Origin of the sequence: Cellulosimicrobium sp. ES-005 (assembly GCF_040448685.1) — a bacterium.
GTDB classification, from domain to species: Bacteria; Actinomycetota; Actinomycetes; order Actinomycetales; family Cellulomonadaceae; genus Cellulosimicrobium; species Cellulosimicrobium cellulans_G.
The window spans coordinates 3233197-3258082 of the sequence record NZ_CP159290.1; the positions used below are offsets into that span (position 1 = coordinate 3233197).

The following is a 24886-nucleotide window of genomic DNA, read 5'->3' on the forward strand; positions in this document are numbered from 1 at the left end:
TGGCGACGGTCGGCCCGTGGGGTGGTGCCCGACGGCGGAGGCGACCTCGCGCGGGCGAGGCGAGCCCCGTCGTCGGGCACCGGGGCGGTGCGACGTGTCCGCGGGAGGCGGCAGGTGCCGCGCAGGGTGCCGACCGTCGCGAGCGGGTCAGGCGCGGGGCGGGACCTGGAGGTCGTAGGTCTTGGTCACCGGGGCTGCGGCGTCCGCGGACGTGCTCGGGACGGTGCCGCAGCCGCACGCGCACGCGTGCGCCTCCTGCTTCTCCGCCGCCTGCTCGGCGTACTGGGCGGACAGCGCGTCCTCCTGCACCTCGAGCGAGGCGACCTCGTAGCCCGCCTCGTCCACGGCCTCGCGGAGCGCTGCCTCGTCGAGCGGGTCGTCGGAGAAGACCGTGACCTCGGACGCGCCGCCGACGCGCAGCTCGACGCTCACGTTCTCGACGCCGGCGACGGCCTCGAGGTCCTTGGTGACGTGCGCGACGCAGTTGCCGCAGGTCATGCCGGTGACGCCCAGGGTGGTGACGGTGCTCATGGTGCTCCTCGGTGGTGGGGTGGGTCAGCTGCGGACGAGGCGGGCGATGGCGTCGGCGGCCTCCTTGACCTTGGCCGCGCCCTCCTGCTCGGACTGGCGGGCCGCGTCGACGACGCAGTGGCCGAGGTGGTCCTCGACGAGGCCGATGCTCACGGCCTGCAGCGCCTTCGTGACGGCGGAGACCTGCGTGAGGATGTCGATGCAGTAGACGTCCTCGTCGATCATGCGCGCGATGCCGCGCACCTGGCCCTCGATGCGGCGCATGCGCTTGAGGTACGCCTCCTTGTCGGACGCGTAGCCGTGCGGACCGGTGTGGGCCGCGTGCTCGTGCTCGACGGCGGGGGCCTCGGTGGTGTCGGTCATGCTCTCCTCCTCGTCCAGGGCGCGGTGCCGCGACTGCGGCGGTCGATCGTCGTCCTATACCCCACCAGGGTAACTGATGCATACCCCCCAAGGGTACGGGCGCTCGGTCGTCCCGACGAGCACGGCCTGACACGTGTCATGCCCGCGGGGTGACGGGCCCACGTCCTGCGGTGAACGGGCGCACTGTCGACCCGCCGACGCCACCGAGAGGCTGGAGGCACCCACGACGAGAGGCGCACCATGACCGACATCATCACCGGGCTCCAGGAGCTCACCCAGGGTCTTCCGCCCCTGCTGCGCTGGGTCGGGGTCCTCCTCGCCGGCGCGATCCCCTACGTCGAGGCGGAGGGCGCCGCGATCCTCGGCGTCGTCTCCGGGGTGAACCCCGTCGTCGCGATCCTCGCTGCCGTGGTGGGCAACGCGATCGCCCTCGCGCTCGTCGTCTGGCTGATCGGTGCCGCACGCTCCGGCGTCACGCGCGGACGTGCCGCGGAGCAGTCGCCCAAGCGGCAGCGGATGCGGCAGGTGTTCGACCGGTACGGCGTGCCGGGCGTCAGCCTCCTCGGACCCCTGCTCCTGCCGAGCCACGTCACCGCGGCCGCCATGGTCGGGTTCGGCGCACCGCGCGCCCGCGTCTTCACGTGGGGCGTCGTCGCGGTGACGGCGTGGGCCGTCGTGCTGGGTGCGCTCGTGCACCTCGGCGTCAGCGCGGCGGTCGCCTGACACGGACCCCGGCCGTGCTCTCGGCCCGTGCCCCCGGCCCTGTGCCCCCGGCCCTGTGCTCCCGGCCCGGCCCCGGCCCGACGGCGCGCCCGGCGGACGGTCGGGAGCAGCGGGTCACGCTGCTGTCACGGCCTCATCACGATTGCGGCGCTCGTCGGGCGAGGCCCTGGGCGCGCCCCTACCCTCCCAAGCATGGGCAGGGGAGCAGGAGCAGGACGGGCGGCCCGCGCGGTGTCGATCGCGCTCGCGCTCGCGGGCGCGAGCGTCGTCGCGGCACCGCCGGCGAGCGCGTGCGCGTGCGGCGGCCTCGTCGACGGGCCCGCGTACGACACGTCGGTCTCGCAGGAGACGGCCGTGCTCCAGTGGGACGGGACGACCGAGACGATGCTGCTGGAGCTCGACACGCTGTCGAACGCCCCGGAGGTCGGGCTGCTGCTGCCGACCCCCGCGCCGGCCGAGGTCGCGCTCGCCGACCCGCAGGTCTTCCGCGAGCTCGACGACCTCACGCAGCCGCGCGCCGTCGTCTCCGACTACCGCTGGTGGCCCGAGCTGGGGTTCGGCGCGGCCGGGGCCGACGGGGCCGGCGCTCCGGCGGGTGTCGCGGTGCTCGACGAGGTGCGGCTCGGCCCGCTCGACGTCACGACGCTCGCGGCGACCGACCCGGGCGCGCTCGGGTCGTGGCTCACGGAGCGCGGGTTCCAGCTCCCCGAGTCGATCCAGACCGCGCTCACGCCGTACGTGAGCGAGGGCTGGTCGTTCGTCGCCGCCCGGCTCGCGCCCGAGGAGGCGGCCGCGTTCGACGGGACGCTGCAGCCCCTGCGCGTCACGTTCCCGAGCGCCTCGCTCGTCTACCCGATGCGCATGTCCGTCGTCGCCGACGACACCCAGAGCACGCGCACCTACGTGCTGGCCGACCACCGGGTCGACCGCACCGATGCGACCGCCGTCGCGCACGAGCCCACGCTGCGGTTCGCGGGCCGTGTCGACCCGGCGTCGGTGGGCTCCGACGAGCTCGCCGCGCTCCTCGCCGCCGGCGGCTTCGTCACGTCGCACGAGCAGGTCTTCGACGACCCGGGGGCGGAGATCGTCTCGGACTTCACCTTCGAGCCGGCCGCGGCCGACGTCGCGTACGCCACGACGTACGCCGTCGTGGCCGACAAGCGGATCGGCCCGTTCTTCGCAGGACCCGTCCTCGCGTTCTCGGCGGTGCTGGCGCTGGCCGCCCTCGTGGTCTGGTCGGGCCGACGTCGACGCGCACCCGCGCCGGTCCTCGCGCCGCGCCCCGCGCGGGCCTGACCGGGGGCGCGAGCGGGCGAAACGCGCGCTTCGCCGCGACACGCGGGATTTCTGGGTGTTCCATGGAGGCGAAGCGGGAGGCGACACAGGCCCCAGGCCGCCGGTGAGCCGGCCCGTCACCTAGCACGGGGAGTGACCATGACGACGCAGGACCCGATCCTCACCGCATTCTCCAGCACCGCGAAGCAGGTCTGGTACTGGCCAGTGCTCCGCGGCGTGCTCGCCATCATCCTCGGTATCGTCGCCCTGGCGTGGCCGGACAAGACCGCGGCCGTGATCATCTGGGTCATCGGCATCTTCGCGGTCGTCGACGGGATCGTCGAGATCATCGAGGGCATCCGGCGCCGCGGGACCGGCAGCGGCACCGCGTTCCTCGTGACCATGGGCGTCCTCAGCCTGGCCGTCGGCATCGTGCTGCTCGTCTGGCCGGGCAAGACCGCGATCGTCCTCACGTGGATCATCGGCTTCTGGGCCGTCGTCTACGGCCTGTTCCAGACCGTCGCGAGCCTCGACCTGCGCAAGGTCCCCGGCAGCGGCTGGGGCTGGGGAGTCTTCGCCGGCCTGCTAGGTCTCGTCTTCGGTCTGCTGGTCCTGTTCAACGTCAACGCCGGGCTGGTCTCCATCGTCTGGATCCTCGCGATCTTCGCGATCCTCTGGGGCGTCATGCTCATCGCGTTCGGCTTCCAGATCCGCTCGCTCGGCAGGCGAGCAGGGCAGGCCGCGACGTACTGACCTGAGGCCGCGGCCCCGCGGCCCCGCGGCCGAGCACGCGATCCCGCGGCGTCGAACACGACGTCGGTGTCGTTATCCGCCGGATAACGACACCGACGTCGTGTTCGGCGCCTAGCGGGGGTCAGGCGGGGCGGGCCTCCGCGGCGGCGCGGGCTGCGGCGGGGAAGGCGTCGAGGATGCGGGTCACCGCGGCGTCGTCGTGGGCGGCGGAGACGAACCACGCCTCGAACACCGACGGCGGCAGGCTGACCCCGGCGTCGAGCATCGCGTGGAAGAACGCGCGGTACCGGAAGGTCTCCTGCGCCTGGGCCTGCGCGTAGTCGCGCACGCCCGCGGTCGCGGCGAGGTCGCCGAAGAACACGGAGAACAGGGACCCCGCGCGCTGCACGCGGTGCGGCACGCCCGCCGCGTCGAGCGCCGAGCCCACGGCCGACGACAGCACGCCCGCGACCTCGTCCACGCGCGCGTACACGGCGTCGTCGGCGAGGCGCAGCGTCGCGAGGCCGGCCGCGACGGCGACCGGGTTCCCGGACAGGGTGCCCGCCTGGTAGACGGGCCCGAGCGGCGCGAGCTGGTCCATGACGGTCGCCGGACCCCCGACCGCGGCGACGGGCATCCCGCCGCCCACGACCTTGCCGAAGGTGAACAGGTCGGGCGTGTAGCCGTCCGCGCCCTGGCCGCGCAGCACCGCGTTCTCGAGGCCCCACCAGCCGCTCGGCCCGACGCGGAAGCCCGTGAGCACCTCGTCGAGGATCAGCAGCGCGCCGTGCGCCGCCGTGATGCGGCGCAGGCCCTCGTTGAAGCCCTCCGCGGGCGGGACGACGCCCATGTTCGCGGGCGACGCCTCGGTGATGACGGCCGCGATCTCGGAGCCGCGCTCCGCGAACGCCGCCTCGACGGCCGCGAGGTCGTTGTACGGGAGCACGAGCGTCTCGGCCGCCGTCGCCTCGGTGACCCCGGCCGAGCCGGGCAGGGCGAGCGTCGCGACGCCGGATCCCGCCTCGGCGAGCAGCGCGTCCACGTGCCCGTGGTAGCAGCCGGCGAACTTCACGACGACGTCGCGCCCGGTCACGCCGCGCGCGAGGCGGATCGCGGTCATGGTCGCCTCCGTGCCGGTCGACACGAGGCGCACGCGCTCCGCGGCGGGCACCCGACGGCGGATCTCCTCCGCGAGCTCGACCTCGCCGAGCGTCGGCGCGCCGAACGACAGCCCGCGCCCCGCCGCCTCCTGGACCGCGGCGACGACGTCGGGCTGCGCGTGCCCCAGCAGCGCGGGACCCCACGAGCACACGAGGTCGACGTACTCGCGCCCCGCGACGTCGGTGACGTACGGGCCGCGCGCCGACGCGAGGAACCGCGGGTCGCCGCCCACGGACCCGTAGGCGCGGACCGGCGAGCTCACGCCGCCCGGGAGCACGCCCTGCGCGCGGACGAACGCGGCGTGGTTGTCCGCCCCGCCCGCGCCCGGCGCGCCGAACAGCGCCGCGTTCTCCGCCTGGACCGCCTCGGCCGTCCCGAAGCCTCCGGTGTCCGTCATGCCCGCGTCCTTCCCTCGTTCTCGTCCAGCCAGCCCGCGAGCTCCGTCGCCCAGTACGTGAGGATCACGTCCGCGCCGGCGCGCTTGATGCCGAGCACCGACTCCGTGATCGCGCCGCGCCGGTCGATCCACCCGTTCGCGGCGGCGGCCTCGATCATCGCGTACTCGCCCGACACCTGGTACGCCGCGACGGGCACCGGCGACATCTCCGCGACCGCCGCGAGCACGTCGAGGTACGACCCGGCCGGCTTCACCATCACCATGTCCGCGCCCTCCGCGAGGTCGAGGTCCGCCTCCCGCAGCCCCTCGCGCGCGTTGGCCGCGTCCATCTGGTACGTGCGGCGGTCGCCCTGGAGCGCCGAGTCCACGGCCTCCCGGAACGGCCCGTAGAACGCGCTCGCGTACTTCGCGGAGTACGCGAGGATCCCGACGTCGTCGAACCCTGCGGCGTCCAGCGCCTCCCGGATCACGCCGACCTGGCCGTCCATCATCCCCGACGGCGCGACGACGTCCGCGCCCGCGCGCGCCTGCGCGACGGCCATCGACGCGTAGCGGTCGAGCGTCGCGTCGTTGTCGACGACGACGGACCCGTCGCGCCCGGTCGTCAGCACGCCGCAGTGCCCGTGGTCGGTGAACTCGTCCAGGCACGTGTCGGCCATGACGACCGGCCCGCCGCCGGCGTGCTCGCGCGCCGCCTCGACCGCGACCCGGATGCCGCGCTGCAGGATCCCGTCCTCGGCGTCGGCCTGCGTCCCGGTCGCGTCGCGCTCCGCGGGGATGCCGAACAGCATGACGCCACCGACCCCGGCGCGCGCGGCGTCGCGCACGGCGTCCGCGAGCGTCGCCTCGGTGTGCTGCACGACGCCCGGCATCGACGAGATCGGCCGCGGCGCGTCGAGGCCCTCCTTGACGAACAGCGGCAGCACGAGGTCCGACGCGTGCACGCGCGTCTCGGTCACGAGACGCCGTACGCGCGGGCTCGTGCGCAGGCGGCGCGGCCGGTGGTGCCCGACGGGGAGCTGGTGGGTCACGAGGGGTCTCCTTCGGAGGTCGGGTCGACGCCGGTCGTGCCGGCGGCCGGGGGAGCGGCCGGGTCGTCGGGCAGGGCGGCCGTGCGGGTGGCGGAGCCGGTGGCGGCGAGCGCGTCCCCGAGCGCGTCGGCCAGCGCGGCGTCGGTCGGGCGCTCCGCGACGGCGTCGAGCCGCAGCCCGACGGCGCGCGCCGCCCGGGCGGTCGGATCGCCGATCGCGACGCCCACGACGTCGTCGCGCGGGCCGAGCTGACGTGCCACCTCGCGCGCGACGCTCCCCGAGGTGAGCACGACGGCGTCCACCTCGCCGGCGCGCCACGCCGCGACGACGTCCGGCGCGAGCGCATGCGTGACGGTGCGGTAGACGGTGACGACGTGCGGGACGTACCCGAGGTCGTGCAGGCCGTCGTGCATCGTCGGTGCGGCGAGGTCCCCCTGCGGCAGCAGGACCACACCTCTACCTCGCGAGGGAGAGCCCTGGTCGGCCGAGGTAGAGCCCTGGTTCGGCGAAGGAGAGCCCTGGTTCGGTGAGGTAGAGGCGTGGTCGGTCGCGGCGAGGGTCGTGAAGGCGGCGACCAGGCCGCGGGCGGAGTTCTCGGTCGGCTCGAGGTCGACCTGGACGCCGACGGCCTCCAGGGCGCGGCGGGTCGCAGGCCCGACGGCGGCCCAGCGGGCTCGGCGGGCGGCGTCACCCAGGTGGACGCCCTGGCGGGCGGCGCTCGCGACGAGCTCGTCGATCGCGTTGACGCTCGTCACGACGACCCAGGCGAAGTCGCCGTGCGCGAGGCGGGCGACGGCGCCGTCCACCGGGGCGGTGTCCTCGACCCGGGCGCGCTCGATCGCGGGGCTGACGAGGACGCGCGCGCCGGCGTCGCGGAGCGTCGCGGCGAGCCCCGCGGCGCGTTCGGGCGCGCGGGGGACGAGGACCGTGCGGCCGGCGAGCGTCGAGCCCGCGGCACGCGGGACCGACGCCAGGGTGGCGGCCTCGGCGTCGCCGTGCGGGCTCGGTCGCCCGGGCGGGGGCGGCACGACGGGTGCGGGGCCGCGCGACGGGTCGCGCAGGGGGCCCGGGCTCATTCCGCCTCGCCGCGGTAGCCGCCGTCGCGGAGCTGCTCGCGCGCGGTCTCGACGGCGCGGTCGGGCGACGGGACGGCGTCGGCGTCCGTGGCCTGTCGCGTCGTCGCCGGGGCCGTCCCGGTCACGGTCCCGGACTCGGACCCAGCCCCGGCTCCGGGCCCGGAGCCGGTCTCGCGGAGCGGGGCGAGGCGGGCGGCGCCGTCGGCGAGGAGCGCGTCGGCGACGCGGGCGCCGAGGGCGCGCGCGGCGTCGTCCCGCGCGTCCTGCGACGAGGCACCGACCGGGACCGTCGTGCGACCGGAGTGCGTGAGCTGCTCGACGCCGTCGACCCGGGCGACGACGGCCGTCAGGACGACCTCGCCGTCCTCGACCAGGGCGTGCGCGCCGACGGGCGCGGCGCAGCCGGCCTCCAGGCGCGCGAGCAGCGACCGCTCGGCGAGCACGGCGAGGCGCGTCGGCTCGTGGTCGAGGTCGTGCAGGGCGCGCGCGAGCACGGGGTCGTCGAGCGACGCCGTGCGCACCTCCACCGCGAGGGCGCCCTGCCCGGCGGCGGGCGCCATGATCGCGGTGTCGACGACCTCGGACACCGCGTCGAGCCGGCCGAGCCGCGCGAGCCCCGCGTAGGCGAGCACGACGGCGTCGAGGTCGGCGTCGGGGCCGAGAGCCCGGGCGAGGCGCGTGTCGACGTTCCCACGGATGTCGACGACGTCGAGGTCCGGCCGGACGGAGCGGAGCTGCGCGGCGCGGCGCGGCGACCCCGTACCGACGCGCGCGCCGCGCGGGAGCGTCGTGATGGTGAGACCGCCGCGGGCGCACAGGACGTCGCGCGGGTTCTCGCGCTCCGGCGTCACGACGGTCAGCCCGGGGGCGGGCTCGGTCGGGAGGTCCTTGAGGGAGTGGACGGCGACGTCGCACCGTCCGTCGAGCAGCGCCTCGCGCAGCGCGGTGACGAACACGCCGGTCCCGCCCATCTGGGCGAGCGACCCGGTGAGGACGTCGCCGTCGGTGCGGACGCGGACGAGCTCGACGTCCCGGCCGGTCAGCTCCTCGAGGCGGCGGGCGACGTGGCCGGACTGGGTCGTCGCGAGGGCGCTGCCGCGCGTGCCCACGCGGAGGGGAGGGGTACCTGCAGGGCTCACGGTCCCAGTCTCTCCCCACTTCGGCATTCCACGGAAATGCGCACGTCACGCTGCCGGGAATACGTGCGGGAGTGACGTGGTCCTGACGCGCGGTCAGGAACTTCCGGACACGATGTCAGGACAATTCGCGAGCGCATTTGACGCCGCATTTCTCGGGATTCCGGTAAGGATTGCCTCAGTCGAGGACGGCGAGGCCCCGGGCGCATTCCTGGGCGTGCGCGACGATCGCCGCGAGCCCCGTGCCGGCGATCCAGCCACCCGTCACGGCGAGCCCGGGGACGGCGTCGACCCGCTCGACGAACGCCGCGACCTCGCGGCGGTACGCGGGGGTGGGCGGGGGCAGCGCGCCGTTCCAGCGCGTCACGACGTGCCCGAGCACGCGGCCGTGCAGGTCCACACCGAACAGCCGTGACGCGTCGGCGACGACGCGGTCGAGGTCGGGCTCCGTCGTCGCGCCGATGCGTCCGTAGCTGAGGCGCACCACGTGGTGGCCCGGTCCGACGGCGGCGCGCACGCGCTCGCGCAGCCACGGCCACTTCGCCGTCGAGTGCGTCAGGGCCTTCGCCTCGACGTCCGACGGCGGCGCGGCCCGCCCGGCGTCGCGGTGCGGCGGGGCGACGAGCAGCCCGGTCCCGCGCGGCGCGTCGTCGAGCTCGGGGGCGCGGAGCAGGAGCGTGACGAGGCGGACGTCCGCGCCGGGCTCCGGGTCGGGCAGCAGGTCCGCCGCGGTGCCGACGAGCGGGCCGAGCGCGTCCACGAGCGCCGGGGTCGTCACGACGAGGCGCGGCGCGGCGAGCTCGACGGGCCCGTCCGGCGTCTGCGCGCGGACGACCCAGGAGCCGGAGGGCGCGTCGCCGCCGGAACGCCCGCGGTCCGGGTCCCTCCGGGCGATCTCCGTGACCTCGTGGCGCAGCCGCACGTCGGCGTCCGCCGCGAGCTCCTCGACGAGCCGGTGCATGCCGCCGTCGATCCCGCGGACGGCCGAGCCGGCCGGGGCGAGCGCGCGCAGCGACGCGACGGCCCGCGCGAGCGACCCCTCGCGCTCGAACGCCTCGCGGAGCCCCGGCGCGACCGCGGCGACGTCCAGCCGGTCGAGCGGGGCCGAGTGCACCCCGGCCGCGACGGGCGCGACGAGCCGCTCCGTGACGCGCGTCCCCATGCGCGAGCGCGCGAACGTCTCGAGCGTGCGCAGGTCGGTGAGGCGGCGGGGCAGGACGCGGTCGAGGCTCGCGCGCAGCGCCCCGCCGACGCCGACCGCGCGGCGCACGTCGCGGGACCACGGGTGGGCGGGGATCCCGAGGACGCCGGCGCGCGGCAGGGGGTAGGCGCGGCCGGCGGCGTAGCCCCAGGCGCCGTCCCCCGACGGCTCGACGACGTCGAGGCCGAGCGCGGCGACCAGGTCGCCGACGGCAGTGCCGCGGGCCGCGAAGGACTCGGCCCCCAGGTCGACGCGGACCCCGTCGAGCCCGGGCAGGTCGCCGCCGCGGACGGGCCCGCCGGGGACGTCCGCGGCCTCCAGCACGACGACGCGCAGCCCCTGCTCGCGCAGGGACAGGGCGGCGGCGAGCCCCGCGACCCCCGCGCCGACGACGACCGCGTCCACCCCCTCGGGGACGGTCCCGGGGGAGGTGCGGGACGTCGTCGGCTCGGTGCTCACCGTCGGGTCGCCTCCTCGTGCGCGTCGTCCTGTCCCGTCCAGTCTGCGCCGAGCGCGTGGACCAGGCCGACGACACGCGTGAGGACGTCCGGGTCGGTGTCCGGCGGGACGCCGTGCCCGAGGTTCACCACGTGCCCGGGCGCGGTGCGCCCGCGCCGCACGACGTCGCGCACGTGCGCCTCGAGCACGTCCCACGGCGCGGCGAGGAGCGCGGGGTCGATGTTGCCCTGGACGGGGACGGGGTCGTGGCCCTCGCCGAGGAGCCGGGCGGCGTCGTCGAGCGGCGTGCGGTAGTCGACGCCCACGGCGACGTCGCGCACCCCGGCCGCGGTGACGGCGTCGCGCATCGTGGGGAGCAGGTGCTCCGTGCCGGTGCCGAAGTGCACGACCGGCACGCCGAGGTCGGCGACGTGCGTCAGCGCGCGCGTGCTCGCCGGGGCGGCGCCCGCCGCGTAGTCGGCGCGCGAGAGCGAGCCTGCCCACGAGTCGAAGAGCTGGGCGGCGCTCGCGCCCGCCCGCACCTGGGCGCGCAGGAACGTGCCGGTGAGGTCGGCGGCCCAGTCGACGAGGCGCTGCCACGTCTCCGGGTCGCCGCGCAGCAGGGCGCGCGCGGCGAGGTGGTCGCGCGACGGCCGTCCCTCGACGAGGTAGGCGGCGAGCGTGAACGGCGCGCCCGCGAACCCGATGAGCGGCGTCGTGCCGAGCGCATCGACGGTCAGCGCGACGGCCTCGCGGACCGGGGCGAGCGACTCCTCGGTGAGCTCGGTCTCCACGAGGCGCGCGACGTCGTCGGGCGTCCGGTACGCCTGGCCCATGACCGGCCCGACGCCCGGCACGATGTCGACCTCGACGCCCGCGAGACGCAGCGGCACGACGATGTCGGAGAAGAAGATCCCCGCGTCGACGCCGTGGCGTCGCACCGGCTGGAGCGTGATCTCCGACGCGAGGTCGGGGCGCAGGCACGAGTCGAGCATGCTCACGCCCTCGCGGGCGGCGCGGTACTCGGGCAGCGAGCGGCCGGCTTGCCGCATGAACCACACGGGTGTGATTTCCGGGCGATTTCCCGTCGTGCCCGCGCGCAGGGCCTGCACGAGCGGCGAACGGTCCGTGCGGCCGTCGGTCAGGGGATGGCCCGGGGAAAGGGCGACAGGAATCACAGCTACCGATTCTGCCTCCCTCCCGGTGGAATGATTAAATCGGAGGCACTGTGGCTCTTCTCTCCCTCACGGCCAGCCACCACGAGCTCGACCTCGACGCCCTGGAGCGACTCTCCACCGGGGCGCACTCGATCGGCGGCTCCGCGGTCGCGGCGTGCGACGTGATCACCGGTGCCGTCGTCCTCGCGACGTGCAACCGGTTCGAGCTGTACCTCGACGTGGACGCGCCCCTCGACGGGACGGGCGTGCAGCACGCGACCGAGCACGTCGCGCGCATGGTCGCCGACGCGTCGGGCGTCGAGCCGGCCGAGGCGCTCGCCTCGTTCCGCACGCGCGCCGGGACCGAGGTCGCCGAGCACCTGTTCGCCGTCGCGTCGGGGCTGGACTCGATGGTCGTGGGCGAGCGCGAGATCGCGGGTCAGGTGAAGCGCGCCCTGGAGACCGCGCACGCCGACGGCGTGACCTCCTCGACCCTCGAGCTCCTGTTCCAGACGGCGTCGCGCACGTCCAAGAGGGTCAGCACGCAGACGACGCTCGGCGGCGCGGGCCGCTCCGTCGTCGCGCTGGGTCTCGACCTCGCGGGTGCCGAGCTGCCGCCGTGGCACCAGGTGCGGGCCGTCCTCATCGGGACGGGGTCGTACGCGGGCGCGAGTCTCGCGGCGCTGCGGGCGCTCGGCTGCGACGACGTGCGCGTCTACTCGCAGTCCGGCCGGGCCGCGGAGTTCGCCGCCGCGCGCGGCGTGGAGGCGGTCACCGACCTCGTCGCCGCGCTCGAGGACGCGGATCTCGTCGTGTCGTGCAGCGGCGCGCGCGGGCGGGCGCCGGCCGACGGCGTCGCGCGTCCGGGAGGGGGCGGCGACCGCCGCGAGCAGGCCATCGAGCACGTGCTCGACGCCGCCGCCGTGGTCCGGGCGCGCGAGCGCGCGGCGGTCCGCGCCGGGGACGAGCCCGCGGCCCGCCCGACCGTGGTGCTCGACCTCGCGCTGCACCGCGACGTCGACCCGCGCGTCGCGGACGTCGAGGGCGTGCTGCTCTACGACCTCGCGACGCTCGCGGCGCACTCGCCGTCGATCGCGTCGGAGCTCGTCGTCCAGGCGCGCGCGATCGTGGACGACGCGACGCGCGCGTTCGAGGAGACGCGGCTCGGCCGCGCGGCGGACACCGCGGTCGTCGCGCTGCTCGCCGACGCGGAGCGGCGCATCGCGCTCGAGGTGGCCGACGTCGTCGCGCTGCGCGAGGCGGACGGCGACCCGGTCGAGCCGGACGAGGCCGACGAGCTCGCGCGCGACGTGCGCCGTCGCGTCCACGCCGACCTGCACCGCGCGATCGTCGAGGCCCGCGCCGAGGCCGTCGCGGCTGCGCAGGCGGAGGAGCGCGCCGTCGTCGCGGACGCCCAGGCCCTGGCCGACGAGGCGGCAGCGCCGGCGCGGCCGACGAGCCCGGGATCTCTCCCCGCACCCGCCGCGCGCTGAGGAGCCACCCCGGGTTCGGCGCGCTGCGCCCTCCACGCTCGACCCGGTCGTTCGCCCGGGCATGCAATTGACAGCGCAGTCATACGCGGGAGAGAGTGACCGGCGGACGCCCGTCGTCGACCAGGAGCACCGTCGCCCCGCCACGAGCGGCCCGGGCGGCACCTGGCCGGCGGACCCGGGGCGCCCCGGGCGACGCAGCCCGGTCGCACGTCGAAGAGGACATGGCATGAGACGACCACGACTCGCCCTGCTCGCCGCCGGGCTCGCGCTCGCCGTCGCGCCGGGCACGCTGCTGCCCGCCGCCGCGGGCGCGGCCCCCGCCGACGACGGCACCGTCACCGCCGCCGCGGGCGACGACCTCACGCTCGAGGTCAACCCGTTCGTCGGCACCGAGAGCGAGGGCAACGCCTACCCGGGCGCGACCGTGCCGTTCGGCATGGTCCAGCTCAGCCCGGACAACACGAACTCCTACGCCTCGACGTCGTACAGCACGAACGCGGGGCGCGTGTGGGGCTTCAGCCACCGGCACGTGAACAGCGCGGGCTGCCCCGCGGCGGGCGAGCTGCTCGTCACGCCGGACACGAGCGCGACCCCGCGCACGTCGCGCTCCTTCATCGCGATCAAGGACCAGAAGAACACCGAGCACGCCTCCGCCGGGTTCTACGAGGTGACGCTCGCGAACGACGTGCACGCCGAGCTCAGCGCGACCACGCGCGTCGGCGCGCACCGCTACACGTTCCCCGCCTCGACGACGTCGCACCTGTCGTTCAACGTGGGCCAGACGCTGCGCGACGCCGGCGCGAGCTCGGTGACGTGGGTCGACGACCGTACGCTCGAGGGCTGGGTCGACAACGGCGGCTTCTGCGGCGGCACGCCGGACAAGCAGCGGTACTTCTTCAGCGCGACGTTCGACCGTCCGGTCGCGTCGAGCGGCACGTGGGGGACCGACGCGCGGTACGTCGCGGGGTCCACGACGAGCGAGGTCGCGGGCGGCAACAACGGCGCCGTCGCGGTGTTCGACACCACGACCGACCGCGACGTCGAGGTGAGCGTGGGCGTGTCGTTCGTGAGCGTCGACGGCGCGCGCGCCAACCGCGAGGCCGAGGCCACGGACGAGGGCGGGCAGGTCGCGTTCGACACCGTGCGCGAGGAGGCCCGCGACGCGTGGAACGCCGAGCTGGGCCGTGCCGCGATCGACGCGTCGCCCGACCAGCGCCGGATCTTCTACACCCAGCTCTACAAGACGCTGCTGTCCCCGACGATCGGCAGCGACGTGGACGGCCGGTACCGCGGCATGGACCTCGAGGTCCACCAGGCCGACGGCTGGGACTACTACCAGAACTTCTCGCTCTGGGACACGTACCGCACCCAGGCGACGCTGCACGCGCTCCTGCTGCCCGAGCGCGCGCAGGACATCGTGCGCTCGATGTACCAGCACCGCGTCGAGGGCGGCTGGCTGCCGCGCTGGTCGCTCGGCGCGCTGGAGACCAACATCATGGCGGGCGACCCCGTCACGCCGTGGCTCGCGGAGAACTTCGCGCTCGGCACGGTCCCCGACGACATCGCCGACGAGCTGTGGGGCTACCTCGTGGAGAACGCCACGACGACCCCGCCGGACGACGTCGCGTCCGTCGGTCGGCGCAGCACCGAGTTCTACGCCGAGCACGGCCACGTGCCGTTCTACCCCGAGAACGAGGGCGGCCTCGGTGGCCAGTTCGAGGAGTACCGCCACGGTGGCTCGGCCACGCTCGAGCTCGCCCTCGCCGACGCGAGCCTCGGTGCCGCGGCGGAGCGCACGGGCCGCGAGGGCGGCCAGGCGTTCCTCGACAAGGGGCGCAACTGGCGCAACCTGTGGAACCCGGACGTCCAGCTCAGCGGCGGCTTCCAGGGCATGGTCAACGCGAAGCGCCCGACGGGCGAGTTCGTCACGCTGCCCGAGCTGACCGACGTCACGCGCTCCGGCTTCCACGAGGGCGTGCCGTGGCAGTACCAGTGGATGGTGCCGCAGGACGTCACCGGCCTCCAGGAGGTCATGGGCGGCGAGGACGGGTTCGTCGAGCGCCTGGACTACTACTTCGACCAGCCGGCGCTCGCCGCGAACCCCGGCGTCTCGCCGAGCACGTGGGCCAAGGGCGGCAGCTCGTACTACACGACGATCCGCTACAACCCCGGCAACGAGCCGACGATCATGAACGCCTGGCTCTACGGCTACGTGGGCCAGCCGTGGAAGACGAACGACGTGCTCGCCGCGAACCTCAACCGCTTCCCGGACACCCCGGGCGGCGGCGTGGGGAACGACGACCTCGGCACGCTCGCCGCCTGGTACGTCATGGCGTCGCTCGGGTTCGAGCCGGTGATGCCGGGCTCCGGCATCCTCGCGCTCAACGCCCCCAAGGTGCAGGCCGCGACGCTCACGACCGACGCCGGCACGACGGTGCAGATCGACGCTGCGGGCGCCAACGAGAAGCTCCCGAGCTACGTCGCGGGCCTCGAGGTCGACGGCGTCGCGCACACCGCCGCGTGGCTCGACGTCGCGGCGCTGCAGGACGGCGGCACGCTCGACTTCGACCTCTCCGACACGAGCGCGGGCCTCACGTGGGGCACCGCGGCCGCCGACCGGATCCCGTCGGTCTCCGCGGCCGCCCCGCCCGCGCCGGTCGAGGTCGAGGCGAGCGCGCGCTGCCTCGGCGGCCGGGCGTTCGTCGCGGTCCGTGCGACCAGCACGGCCGACGAGCCCGTCGACGTGACGCTCTCGACGCCGTTCGGCGAGCGGACGGTCCGGCACGTGCAGCCGGGCAAGAACGCCTACCAGTCGTTCACGACGCGCACCACGTCCGTCGCGGCGGGCACGGCCACCGTGACCGTCGTCGCCGCGGACGGGACCACGTCCCAGGTCGACGTGGCGTACGAGGCGCTCGACTGCGGCTGACCCGCGGTCCGGTCGCGACAGGGGAGCGCTCGCGCTCCCGCACGAGGGCCGTCGTCGGGCACCCCGCCCGGCGGCGGCCCTCGCCGCGCCGCTAGGCTTCGGCGGGTGAGCACCACCACGCGCCTGGGCGTCCTCGACATCGGCTCGAACACCGTGCACCTCGCCGTCGTGGACGCCGCGTACGCGGCACGCCCCGTGCAGGCGGCGGGTGCGCGCACGGTCGTGCGCATCATGCGCTACCTCCGGCCCGACGGGTCGCTGTCGCCCGAGGGCGTCGCCGCGATGCTCACCGCGGTCGACGACGCGATGGCGCTCGCGCGCGAGTCCGCCGTCGACGAGATGCTGCCGATGGCGACGTCGGCGCTGCGCGACGCGACCAACGGTCCCGAGGTGCTCGCCGCGATCGGCGAGCGCGTCGGCCAGCCGGTGCGCGTGCTCTCGGGCGAGGACGAGTCGCGCCTGACGTTCCTCGCGGCGCGCCGCTGGCACGGCTGGGCCGCGGGCCGCCTGCTCGTCCTCGACATCGGGGGCGGGTCGCTCGAGATCGCGTCGGGCGTCGACGAGGAGCCCGACCTCGCCGTCTCCCTCCCGCTCGGCGCCGGGCGCATGACGATGGGCTTCCTGCCCGACGACCCGCCCGCGCCCGAGCACGTCGAGGCCCTGCGCGAGCACGTGCGCGCGACGCTCGCCCCCGCCGTCGCGCAGTTCGCCCGGCTCCCGCGGCCCGACCACGTCGTCGCGACGTCCAAGACGTTCCGCTCGCTCGCGCGGCTCGCAGGCATGCAGACCGAGGCCGTCGGCCCCGACGACCGGTGGCGCATGCGACGCTCGCAGCTCGCCGACTGGGTGCCGCGGCTCGCGCGCATCACGGCCGAGGGCCGCACCGCGTTGCCCGGCATCACGCCCGAGCGCACGTTCCAGATCGTCGCGGGCGGGGTGGTCGCGGTCGAGACGATGCGCGCGCTCGGCGTCGACGAGGTCGAGATCTGCCCCTGGGCGCTGCGCGAGGGCGCGATCCTGCGCCGTCTCGACCACAGCTGACCTCGCCGGCGCGGAGCCTCGGGGTCCTCCTCGGCCGGGTCCGGCCCGGGCCCCGTCAGCCGGCGGCGGCCGACCTCGGCTCGGTGAGGCTGAACCAGTTGCCGGAGTCGTCGACGAAGACGGCCTCCACGCCGTAGGGGCGGTGCGCGGGCGGCTGGCGGAACGTCACGCCCTTGGCGAGGAGGTCGCGGTAGGTGGCCTCGCAGTCGTCGGTCTGGAGGACCCCGGCGCCCATCGACCCCTTGGCGACGAGCGACCGGAGCTGCGCGGCCGACTCCGGGTCCCGGCCCATCGCGCAGTCGGCCAGGATGATCGTGCGGGTCGGGTCGCCCTGGGGTCCGACCGTGAGCCAGCGGAAGCCGGCGCCGCCGCCCTCGAACTCCGCGCCCATCGAGAAGTCGTCGCGCAGCTCGAAGCCGAGCACGGTCGTGTAGAACTCCTTGGCGGAGTCCTGGTCGAGCACGAACACGGTGGTGTGGGACAGCGTGAGCACGGGTTCTCCTCTCGGGGCGCCGACTGCCGGCGCGGGGCCGACGGCCTCGCCGGCCGTCGTCCTCGACGCTACGACGCGCCGCCCTGGTCCTGCTTCTCCGATCGTGCGGAGCCCGACGCCGGCCGTGCCACGGGTTGCGGCCGGCCCCACGCGAGCGCGAAGCACCCGGGGACGGGCGGTCCGCCCGCGCGGGCGTGCTCGTCCCGGTAGGCGGTGGGGGTGACGCCGACGATCGCGCGGAAGCGCGCGGAGAACGTCCCGAGGCTCGTGAAGCCGACGGCGTGGCAGACCTCGGTCACGGTGAGGTTCGCCGTGCGCAGCAGCGTCTTCGCGCGCTCGACGCGGCGCGTGGCGAGGTAGGCCATCGGGCTCGTGCCGAACGCGGCCGCGAACGCGCGCGCGAAGTGGAACGGCGAGTAGCCCGCGACCGCGGCGACGCCGGCGAGGGTGAGCGGCTCCGTGAAGTGCGCGTCCATGTGGTCGCGCGCCCGCCGCAGGTGGACGGCGACCTCGGGCCAGGCGCTCACGCCGTCCACCGCGGCTCGTCCGCGCCCCACGGCCGTGCGGGCGCGGGGTAGTCGTCGACCGGCACGCCCGCGAGGTGGTCGAGCGCGGGGCGCGTCGTCGTCGCCGCTCTGTCCCGGCCGTCCCGGCCGTCCAGGCGCGCGGGGTGCACGACGACGCAGCGCGGGCCGGGAGTGCGCGGAGCGTCGTGCACGGGGTCGCGGCCCGGGGCGGCGAGCAGGGCGCGGGCCGTCCGGGCGAGCGCGCCGTCGACCGCGCGCCCGCGGCCGTCGCTCGCGCGGTCGGCCAGCGCGTCGACGACGGCGGCCGCGACGAGGTAGCCCGTCGCGTGGTCGAGCGCCTGGGCGGGCAGGGCGCCCGGGGCGGCGTCCTCGGGCGCGCACGCGGTGCCGTCCCGCGACCCCTCCACGAGCGCGATCCCGCTCACCGCCTGGACGATCGAGTCGAAGCCCCGCCGCCCAGCCCACGGGCCGTCGTCGCCCCATGCGGTGACGCGCGCGTGCACGGCACCGGGCGGGAGCCGCAGGCCGAAGGCCTCGACCGCGCCCGGGCGGTACCCGGTCACGAGCACGTCGGCCTCGTCGAGCAGGCGCTGGGCGCGGGCGAGGCCGTCGCGTGTCGCGAGGTCGAGCAGCGCCGACCGCTTGCCCTGCCCCGTGTCGAGGTGCTGGACCTCGATCTCGGGCAGACCCGGTGGGTCCAGGCGCAGCACGTCCGCGCCGAGCAGGGCGAGCGTGCGCGTCGCGACCGGGCCCGCGATGACGCGCGTGAGGTCGAGCACCCGGACCCCGGCGAGCGGGCGCGGCCCGGACCCGAGCGGGCGCGCGGGCGCGGCGTCCTCGCGCACGGCCGTGCGCACCGGTGGCCCCGACGCCGTCGCCCGGCCCGGCGGGGTGGCGCGCCACGCGTCCTCGCCGCGGACGCGCACGGCGATCGCGCCGGTCTCCGCGGCGCGGTCCTCGACGTCCTGGGCCGAGCGGTCCGCGAGGGCGCTCACGACGGCGTCGCGCGCCGCAGCCCCGTCGGCCGTCGCGGGCAGGTCGAGGAGGGCGAGCAGACGCGCGCGGTGGTGTGCGTAGTTCGCGTGCGTGCGGACCCAGCCGTCCGCGGTCCGGAAGAAGCCCGAGAGCGGCGCGAAGGCGTCCACCGGGGCGCCGTCGACGCGGAGCAGCCGGTCGCTCGCGAACGCCGCGGCGACGCGCTCCGGGTCAGGGGGCGGGCCGACGTCGAACCCGCCCGCGCGCGCCGCGGCGTCGCGCACGGCGACGACCGACGCGACCGCGAGGTCCAGGACCGGCAGCGTCGCGGCGAGGAACGGCGCAGCACCCACCCCGCGACACTACGCCGACGGGAGGCCCGGGTGCCCGGACCCGCGACCGATCAGTGGCCGACCGTGACCGTGCCGGGGAACCGGGCCGCCGAGCGGTCGGTCGCGGAACCGTCGCCCGCCGCGTTGATCTCGGAGATCATCATGACGAGCTCGAGGTCGGAGTCCGCGGCGCGGGCGAGGCTGGTCGCGAGCTGGTACGGGTCGGTGATCGGCCTCATGTCGTAGTCCGTGACGATCATGCGCGTCTGCATGCCCAGGCTGTCGTTCTCGACCGCCGTGCGCACGCTGTCCGCGAGGCGGTTCATCTGCGACTCCGTGAGCGTCATCGTCACCTGCTGGCCCGACGACACCTCGCTCGACGGGGAGAAGCCCGAGAACTCCTTCGTGTTGAAGTACTGCGACGACATGTCGTCGGCCGTGACGTCGAACGAGTACGTCCGTGCGGACACGTCCTCGGTCCCCGACGCGTCGAAGGCCTGCGACATGCGGAAGTCGCCGCGGTCGCCGTACGTCGCGGTGAGGAGCTGCTCCGTGCTGCCGTCGGGGTTGGTCGTCGCGACGAGCGAGCCCGTGTTCTTGCCGATCTCCCACTCGGCCCCGCCGACGGGGGTGTCGAAGCCGACGGTCGACGTCGAGTCGAACTCGACCCGCTCGATCTTCGTGGTGCCGGAGATCCCGGTCGACGCGTCGGCGGGGATCTCGCCGGTGACGAGGTACCTGTCGTACGCGGCCTGGCCCTCCGGGGTGGACAGGTCGAACTCGGCGCTGCGCAGCGACGCGCCGTCGAGCGACGTCGTGTTGCCGAGCATGACCTTCACGGCGTCGAAGTCGAGACCGAGGCCCGCGTGGTTCGCGATCGCCTCGGTGGGGCCCGCGGTGACGCGCACCGTGTCGTCGCCCGTGCGCTCGATGAGGCTCGTCACGCCGCTCGCGTCCTTGACGGACGATTCGACGGCGATGTGGCGGAACGCCGCGTTGAGCTCGGTCTCCGCGTAGCTGCCGCCGTCCATCGTGACCGACGAGCCGACCGGCATGCTGCGGGGGTCGAACGGGTTGATGCTCCCGGGGTCGGTGACGCCCGCGCCGTCGGGCACCTTCACCGTGTACGCGGACGTGACGCCGGTCGTGTACCCGCCGCTGACGCCCGTGCCGCCCTTGTCGACGCCGCCCTCGACGCCGATCGAGACGTCGGACTTGGACGTGTACGTGGTGAAGCCGTCCTCCGACTTCTCGCCGACCGTGTACTCCGCACCGCCGTTGACGCCGAACGAGATCTTCGACCCGTTCGTCGTCTTCATCCAGTCGGAGAGCGAGCCGCTGCCCGAGTACGTGGTCTCGCCGCTCTCCGGGTCGTGGGTCACGCCGAACCCGACCTTCGCGTCGGTGCCCTCCGTCGCCGGGTTGCCCAGGCTCCCGTTGTCCGTGCCGGACTCGTGGTCGCCCTTCACCGTGACCTTGGGGCCGCCGGGGCTCTCGTCGCCCGACGCGTCGCCTCCGCCGCCACCGGGCCCACCGCCGGAGCCCGGCCCGCCCCCGGAACCGGGCCCGCCGCCCGGCCCGCCACCAGGGCCGCCGCTGCCGCCCGTGCCGTCCGAGCTGGCGCTCTCCTGCTGGTCGGCGTTCTTGCGGACCTTGTCCGCCGCGTCCCGGAGCGTCGCGGTGGCGGCGGCCAGCGCCGGGCCCAGCTCTGCGGACCAACGGCCGCGGAGCTCGTCGCCGTCCGGTCCGGCCCAGCGGGCCCCGCTCACGGTCGAGTCCAGCGTGCTCCGCGTGGTCGTGAGCGCCTCGGACGCCGTCGTGAGGCTCTGCGCGAGCGCGCGCAGCTCGCCGATGTCGGCACCGTAGAACCCCATGGTCGTCCCTCTGTCGCTGCGGATCGTGCCTCCGGAGCGTACGCGGGCGGGCGCCGCCGCGTCTCGTCCCGCTCATGGGGCGAGGTCCCCATCGGGCGCGCGTCGCGGCACGCGAGCGCGGCGCGCGGTCAGGCGGAGAGGACCCCCGCGAGCCGGTCGAGGACGATCCGACCCGCCGGCGGGACGCGGTGCGCGTCGGCCGGGGTCAGCCACGCGAGCTCGGCGATCTCGGCGTTCGGCGCCGGCTCGGGCGACCCGGGAGCCGGCTCGGCGTACATGCAGTGCATGCGCACGACCCGCCCGCCGAGGCCGTGCCCAGGCGCCTCGGCGACGAAGCCGGGGCGGACCGACGTCGGGTCGAGGCGCACCCCCAGCTCCTCGTGGATCTCGCGCACCAGCGCCTCGGCGTCCGACTCGCCGGGCTCGACCTTGCCGCCCGGCATGAAGAAGCGGTCCTTGCCCGTCGTGCGGACGGCGAGCAGGCGCCCGTCGCGGACGTTCACCCAGCCGACGGTGCGCAGCGGCGGCAGCGCGGCGGGCTCGGGGGAGGGCGGGTCGGTGCGGGGGAGGTCGTGCGACGTCACGCCCCCACTGTGCCATCTCCGGCGCGCCGCCTCCGCGGCGCCGTCCGACCCGGACGGCTCGACGCTGACGGCTCGACGACGACCGGCACCCCCGACGGCGCGTGGCGCACCCAGCAGCCACGCGCCGTCGGGCCTGCCTCTCGCGCGGCCCCAGTTCCGGCGAGAGGCGATGGTGCCGGGCCGGGCCCGGCACAGACGATCGTCACACCAACCGGCGAACCGTGCGCGCTGCGCACCCGCGCTAGCCCCCCAGAAGACGCCGAACACGACATCGCTGCCGTTATCCGGGCGATAACGGCAGCAATGTCGTGTTCGAGGGCGAGCAGGGTCGTGCTCGCTGGCGTCGGGTTACCAGGACGCGTTGCGGGCGAGCTCGAGCGCGACGTCCTGCCACCACTGTCCGGCGGGCGGCCCGCCGTTGCACGACCCGTCGCTCTCGCCGGGCAGCTTGACCCAGAGCAGGGCGTCCAGGTGCGTGCCGTCGTCGACCGCGCGTGGCGGGTCGCCCAGCGCGCGACCGCGGGGGTTGCACCACTCACCATTGCTCCCGTTGCCGTTGCGGGACGTGTCGACGACGAACGACACGTCGCCGCCGAGCAGCGCCGCGACCTGCTCGCCGTACGCGCGCGACTCGGCCGTCGTGCGGTAGTTCGACGTGTTGAGCGCGAACCCGACGGCGTCGTCGAGGCCCACCTGCTGGAGGCGGGCCGCGGCGGTCGCCGGGCTCAGCCACGCGGAGTGACCCGCGTCGATGTAGACGCGCGCGCCGGCGTCGGTCAGGATGCGGGCGGCGTCGCGCAGCATGCCGACGCGGTCGCCCTGGCCGGAGCAGTCGCCGAGCTGGGCGAGCGCGTCGGGCTCCAGGACGACCCACGGCTCGCCGACGATGCCGGACGCGACCGTCTGGACCCAGCTCCGGTACGCCGCCTCGGCGGTGCCGCCGCCCGAGTGCGAGCCGCAGTCGCGACCGGGGATCGCGTAGATCGTCAGGAGCGGCGTCGCTCCCTCGGCCGCGGCGGCGCTCGTGAACGCGGCGACCTTCGCGCGCGACACCTGCGCGTCCGCGTCGGTGACCCACGTCGACTGGGGCGTGAGCGCGATCTTCGCGAGCAGGTCCCGGTCCGTGCCCGACGCCGCCTGCCAGGCCTCCCACGCCTGGTTCGTCTCGTCCACGTGGAACGTCACGTCGTCCGGCGTCTCGGGGGGATCGGTGGGGTCCGGCGGGTCGGTGGGGTCGGGTGGGACGTCGCCGCCGCACGCGACGCCGTCGAGCGTGAAGCTCGCGGGCACGGCCGGGGCGGACGTGGCCGTGCCCACGAGGCCGAACGAGGCGCTGCCGCCCGTGGCGAGCGACGCGTTCCAGCCCACGTCGCCCACGGTGACCCGGCCGCCGTCGCGCCCGAGCGTGCCGTTCCAGAGCTGGCTGATGCTCTCGCCCGCCGGCAGGTCCCAGGCCAGCTCCCAGCCTGAGCGCGGGGCGCCGAGGTTCGTGACGGTGACGTCGGCCTGGAAGCCGCCGGACCACGCGCTCGTGATGCGGTAGTCGACCGTGCAGGCCGCGGAGGGCGCGGCCGCGTGGGTCGTCGCGAGCGCCGCGCCGGCGGTCGCCGTGGCGCCCAGCGTCGCGAGGGTCGCGACGGCGGCGACGAGCGTCGCCGCACGGGGTCGTCGGGTGGGGGAGGTCGGTCTCATGCTCGGGGCTCCGTCGCCTCGGGGTCAGGACACCGCCACGGTAGGGACTGTCGGGGAGCGGCCGGGAGGGTGCGAAACGTTTCGCACTGCGGCGCGTCGTGCTCCATAGGTTCGCTGCGAGGGTATGGTCGTCGCCATGGCATCCAGACCGCTCCAGGAACCCGCGTTCCTCGTCCTGTCCGCGCTCGCGGCCGGTCCGCTGCACGGGTACGGCATCGCGCAGGACGTCGAGTCCAGCTCCGACGGCCGCGTGACGCTGCGCGCCGGGACGCTCTACGGCGCGATCGACCGGCTCGTCGCCGCCGGGCTCGTCGAGGTCGACCGCGAGGAGGTCGTCGACTCGCGCCTGCGCCGCTACTACCGGCTCACCACGGAGGGCGGGACGCGCCTCGCCGCAGAGGCCGAGCGTGCCGAGGCCCAGGCGCGCCGCGCGCTCGAACGCCTCGGCGCCCGCCGTCGCGCGACCGCGGTGGCGCGCGACGGCGTCGCGGCGCGCCCCGCCCGCGGCGTCGCGGGAGGTCTCGCCGACGGCGGGGCGGTGCCGGCATGAGCGGGGACCGCGGGGGCCGCCCCGGCGCGGCGGGCGACGGGGTGACGGCCGCTCCTGCCGCGGCGAGCCCGACGGCGGAGCCCGGCCCGACGGTGCTCGTCGCCCCCGTGCTCGTGCGGGACTACCGCCGACTCCTGCGGCTCTTCCCGTACACGTACCGACGGGCGCACGAGGCCGAGATGCTCGGTCACCTGCTCGACGGCGCGCGGCCGGGGCGGTCGCGCCCGACCCGGGCCGAGCGGTGGGACCTGCTGCGCGCCGCCGCCCGCGAGTGGGCGCTCGCGCCGCTGGGCTCGACGCCGCGGCAGCGGCGGGCGGCGACCGGGCTGCTGTTCGTGCTGCTCCCGGCGGTGCTCGTGGTCATGGCGGTGCGCGTCCTCGCGTTCGCTGCCGCGATCGTCCGGGCGATGCTCGGCCCGGACGGCGGCGCGCCGCTCGCGGCGACCGTCCCGACGGCGCCGATGTGGGCCCTGTGGATCGCGGCGGTCGCCCTCACGCTCGTCGGGGCGCGACGCGTCGGCCTCGTGGTCGCGGTGCTCGCCGCCGGGGCGGGCGTGGCCGCGCTCGTCGGGTCGGTCGCTGCGGGCAGCGCCTATGCCGCGTACCTCGACGCACCGTGGGTCGTCGGGCTCGTCGCGTACGCGGGGGTGCTCGCCGCGGGACGGACGTGCCGGGTCGGCGCCGAGCCGGTCGCGCTCCGGGCGGCGACGGTCTGGGCCATGGCGCTGGTCCTCGGCGCCTTCGTCGCGGCGACCTCCGCCGACGCGGCGCACCTCGGGATGCCGTGGTGGTCGGGTGGCGCCCTGGTCTCGTGGACGCTTCAGGCGCTCGCCGTACCGGTCGTCCTGCTCCTCGGCGTCGCCCTCCTGTGGCGCCGGACGCGCCAGGCGGTCCCGGTGCTCGGCGGTCTCGCGGTCGCCGTGCTGCTGAGTCGCTCGACCTTCTTCTGGTCCGGCACGGTGAGCATCCAGACGGCGGACCTCGGGAACGTCGTCGGCCTCCTGGCGATCGCCGCCGCGGCGACGCTCGTGCTGCGCTGGGTCGTCAACCGTCTCGACGAGCTCTCCGAGGCGCGCGCCGCGCACGGGGCTCTGCTCGCCGCGACGGGAGGCACGCCGCACCCGGACGCGCCGCACCCGGGCGAGCCGACCGCCGTCTGACACCTGCGCCGCCGA

22 protein-coding genes are annotated in these 24886 nt (G+C 75.8%); 8 read left to right on the forward strand and 14 right to left on the reverse strand.

Annotated elements, in window-relative coordinates:
• Positions 1-147 precede the first annotated feature (147 nt).
• Positions 148-531 (reverse strand): heavy-metal-associated domain-containing protein, encoded by a 384-nt coding sequence (locus ABRQ22_RS14200; RefSeq protein ID WP_353707187.1) that lies wholly within the window; start codon positions 529-531, stop codon positions 148-150.
• Between the two features lie 24 nt (positions 532-555).
• The gene (locus ABRQ22_RS14205) at positions 556-894 is read right to left on the reverse strand and encodes a metal-sensitive transcriptional regulator (RefSeq protein WP_141389926.1); all 339 of its coding nucleotides are present in this window, start codon (positions 892-894) and stop codon (positions 556-558) included.
• Between the two features lie 240 nt (positions 895-1134).
• On the opposite strand from ABRQ22_RS14205, the gene ABRQ22_RS14210 reads away from it, so the two are divergent.
• From ABRQ22_RS14210 to ABRQ22_RS14220, 3 genes are all read left to right on the forward strand, one after another.
• The gene (locus ABRQ22_RS14210; RefSeq protein WP_253052058.1) at positions 1135-1617 is read left to right on the forward strand and encodes a hypothetical protein; all 483 of its coding nucleotides are present in this window, start codon (positions 1135-1137) and stop codon (positions 1615-1617) included.
• Positions 1618-1809: 192 nt separating this feature from the next.
• Positions 1810-2913, forward strand: a complete 1104-nt coding sequence (locus ABRQ22_RS14215; RefSeq protein ID WP_353707188.1) for a DUF2330 domain-containing protein — start codon at positions 1810-1812, stop codon at positions 2911-2913.
• Positions 2914-3051: 138 nt separating this feature from the next.
• The gene (locus ABRQ22_RS14220; RefSeq protein ID WP_353707189.1) at positions 3052-3645 is read left to right on the forward strand and encodes an HdeD family acid-resistance protein; all 594 of its coding nucleotides are present in this window, start codon (positions 3052-3054) and stop codon (positions 3643-3645) included.
• A 121-nt stretch (positions 3646-3766) separates the two neighbouring features.
• Here ABRQ22_RS14220 and hemL read toward each other — a convergent pair whose 3' ends face one another.
• From hemL to hemE, 6 genes are all read right to left on the reverse strand, one after another.
• Positions 3767-5182, reverse strand: coding sequence for a glutamate-1-semialdehyde 2,1-aminomutase (hemL, locus tag ABRQ22_RS14225; protein WP_353707190.1), 1416 nt, complete (start codon positions 5180-5182; stop codon positions 3767-3769).
• Positions 5179-6213 (reverse strand): porphobilinogen synthase, encoded by a 1035-nt coding sequence (gene hemB, locus ABRQ22_RS14230; RefSeq protein ID WP_353707191.1) that lies wholly within the window; start codon positions 6211-6213, stop codon positions 5179-5181. Before hemB ends, hemL begins: the two co-directional genes overlap by 4 nt.
• The gene (locus ABRQ22_RS14235; RefSeq protein ID WP_353707192.1) at positions 6210-7289 is read right to left on the reverse strand and encodes a uroporphyrinogen-III synthase; all 1080 of its coding nucleotides are present in this window, start codon (positions 7287-7289) and stop codon (positions 6210-6212) included. The genes hemB and ABRQ22_RS14235 overlap by 4 nt, the downstream gene beginning before the upstream one ends.
• Positions 7286-8428, reverse strand: coding sequence for a hydroxymethylbilane synthase (gene hemC / locus ABRQ22_RS14240; RefSeq protein WP_353707193.1), 1143 nt, complete (start codon positions 8426-8428; stop codon positions 7286-7288). The genes ABRQ22_RS14235 and hemC overlap by 4 nt, the downstream gene beginning before the upstream one ends.
• Positions 8429-8603: 175 nt before the next feature.
• On the reverse strand, positions 8604-10085 hold the full coding sequence (locus ABRQ22_RS14245; RefSeq protein WP_353707194.1) for an FAD-dependent oxidoreductase: 1482 nt from the start codon (positions 10083-10085) through the stop codon (positions 8604-8606).
• Positions 10082-11242, reverse strand: coding sequence for a uroporphyrinogen decarboxylase (gene hemE / locus ABRQ22_RS14250; protein WP_353707195.1), 1161 nt, complete (start codon positions 11240-11242; stop codon positions 10082-10084). The genes ABRQ22_RS14245 and hemE overlap by 4 nt, the downstream gene beginning before the upstream one ends.
• Before the next feature lie 50 nt (positions 11243-11292).
• On the opposite strand from hemE, the gene ABRQ22_RS14255 reads away from it, so the two are divergent.
• The 3 genes from ABRQ22_RS14255 to ABRQ22_RS14265 all read left to right on the forward strand — a co-directional run bounded on the left by ABRQ22_RS14255 (position 11293) and on the right by ABRQ22_RS14265 (position 16684).
• Complete coding sequence (locus tag ABRQ22_RS14255) at positions 11293-12714, forward strand: glutamyl-tRNA reductase (protein WP_353707196.1); 1422 nt, start codon at positions 11293-11295, stop codon at positions 12712-12714.
• A gap of 226 nt (positions 12715-12940) precedes the next feature.
• The gene (locus ABRQ22_RS14260; RefSeq protein ID WP_353707197.1) at positions 12941-15643 is read left to right on the forward strand and encodes a GH92 family glycosyl hydrolase; all 2703 of its coding nucleotides are present in this window, start codon (positions 12941-12943) and stop codon (positions 15641-15643) included.
• Between the two features lie 105 nt (positions 15644-15748).
• Entirely contained in the window at positions 15749-16684 is a 936-nt protein-coding gene (locus tag ABRQ22_RS14265; RefSeq protein WP_253052079.1) for a Ppx/GppA family phosphatase, read from the forward strand.
• Positions 16685-16739: 55 nt separating this feature from the next.
• On the opposite strand, the gene ABRQ22_RS14270 is transcribed toward ABRQ22_RS14265, so the two are convergent.
• The 6 genes from ABRQ22_RS14270 to ABRQ22_RS14295 all read right to left on the reverse strand — a co-directional run bounded on the left by ABRQ22_RS14270 (position 16740) and on the right by ABRQ22_RS14295 (position 23161).
• On the reverse strand, positions 16740-17177 hold the full coding sequence (locus ABRQ22_RS14270; RefSeq protein WP_353707198.1) for a VOC family protein: 438 nt from the start codon (positions 17175-17177) through the stop codon (positions 16740-16742).
• A gap of 68 nt (positions 17178-17245) precedes the next feature.
• Positions 17246-17704: an AraC family transcriptional regulator gene (locus tag ABRQ22_RS14275; protein ID WP_353707199.1), complete on the reverse strand. Its 459-nt coding sequence runs from the start codon at positions 17702-17704 to the stop codon at positions 17246-17248.
• On the reverse strand, positions 17701-19032 hold the full coding sequence (locus ABRQ22_RS14280) for a CoA transferase (RefSeq protein ID WP_353707200.1): 1332 nt from the start codon (positions 19030-19032) through the stop codon (positions 17701-17703). Before ABRQ22_RS14280 ends, ABRQ22_RS14275 begins: the two co-directional genes overlap by 4 nt.
• 50 nt (positions 19033-19082) lie before the next feature.
• Complete coding sequence (locus ABRQ22_RS14285; protein ID WP_353707201.1) at positions 19083-20885, reverse strand: hypothetical protein; 1803 nt, start codon at positions 20883-20885, stop codon at positions 19083-19085.
• Positions 20886-21013: 128 nt separating this feature from the next.
• Entirely contained in the window at positions 21014-21469 is a 456-nt protein-coding gene (locus tag ABRQ22_RS14290; RefSeq protein ID WP_253052089.1) for an NUDIX domain-containing protein, read from the reverse strand.
• 348 nt (positions 21470-21817) lie between these two features.
• A complete protein-coding gene (locus ABRQ22_RS14295) occupies positions 21818-23161 on the reverse strand; it encodes a glycoside hydrolase family 6 protein (protein WP_353707202.1) in 1344 nt (447 codons plus the stop codon).
• 136 nt (positions 23162-23297) lie between these two features.
• Here ABRQ22_RS14295 and ABRQ22_RS14300 point away from each other — a divergent pair, with 136 nt between their 5' ends.
• Positions 23298-23711 carry a PadR family transcriptional regulator gene (locus ABRQ22_RS14300; RefSeq protein ID WP_253052093.1) on the forward strand — a complete coding sequence of 138 codons (414 nt, stop codon included), beginning with the start codon at positions 23298-23300 and terminating at the stop codon, positions 23709-23711.
• Positions 23708-24871, forward strand: a complete 1164-nt coding sequence (locus ABRQ22_RS14305; protein WP_353707203.1) for a hypothetical protein — start codon at positions 23708-23710, stop codon at positions 24869-24871. Before ABRQ22_RS14300 ends, ABRQ22_RS14305 begins: the two co-directional genes overlap by 4 nt.
• Positions 24872-24886: the final 15 nt, after the last annotated feature.

Excerpts from the sequence above, each read along its gene's own strand:
- ABRQ22_RS14235 (WP_353707192.1), bottom strand. The coding sequence starts at position 7,289 with ATGAGCCCGGGCCCCCTGCGCGACCCGTCGCGCGGCCCCGCACCCGTC.
- ABRQ22_RS14285 (WP_353707201.1), bottom strand. The coding sequence starts at position 20,885 with ATGGGGTTCTACGGTGCCGACATCGGCGAGCTGCGCGCGCTCGCGCAG.
- ABRQ22_RS14200 (WP_353707187.1), bottom strand. The coding sequence starts at position 531 with ATGAGCACCGTCACCACCCTGGGCGTCACCGGCATGACCTGCGGCAAC.
- ABRQ22_RS14295 (WP_353707202.1), bottom strand. The coding sequence starts at position 23,161 with ATGAGACCGACCTCCCCCACCCGACGACCCCGTGCGGCGACGCTCGTC.
- ABRQ22_RS14220 (WP_353707189.1), top strand. The coding sequence starts at position 3,052 with ATGACGACGCAGGACCCGATCCTCACCGCATTCTCCAGCACCGCGAAG.
- ABRQ22_RS14215 (WP_353707188.1), top strand. The coding sequence starts at position 1,810 with ATGGGCAGGGGAGCAGGAGCAGGACGGGCGGCCCGCGCGGTGTCGATC.
- hemL (WP_353707190.1), bottom strand. The coding sequence starts at position 5,182 with ATGACGGACACCGGAGGCTTCGGGACGGCCGAGGCGGTCCAGGCGGAG.
- ABRQ22_RS14205 (WP_141389926.1), bottom strand. The coding sequence starts at position 894 with ATGACCGACACCACCGAGGCCCCCGCCGTCGAGCACGAGCACGCGGCC.
- ABRQ22_RS14260 (WP_353707197.1), top strand. The coding sequence starts at position 12,941 with ATGAGACGACCACGACTCGCCCTGCTCGCCGCCGGGCTCGCGCTCGCC.
- ABRQ22_RS14305 (WP_353707203.1), top strand. The coding sequence starts at position 23,708 with ATGAGCGGGGACCGCGGGGGCCGCCCCGGCGCGGCGGGCGACGGGGTG.
- ABRQ22_RS14300 (WP_253052093.1), top strand. The coding sequence starts at position 23,298 with ATGGCATCCAGACCGCTCCAGGAACCCGCGTTCCTCGTCCTGTCCGCG.
- ABRQ22_RS14210 (WP_253052058.1), top strand. The coding sequence starts at position 1,135 with ATGACCGACATCATCACCGGGCTCCAGGAGCTCACCCAGGGTCTTCCG.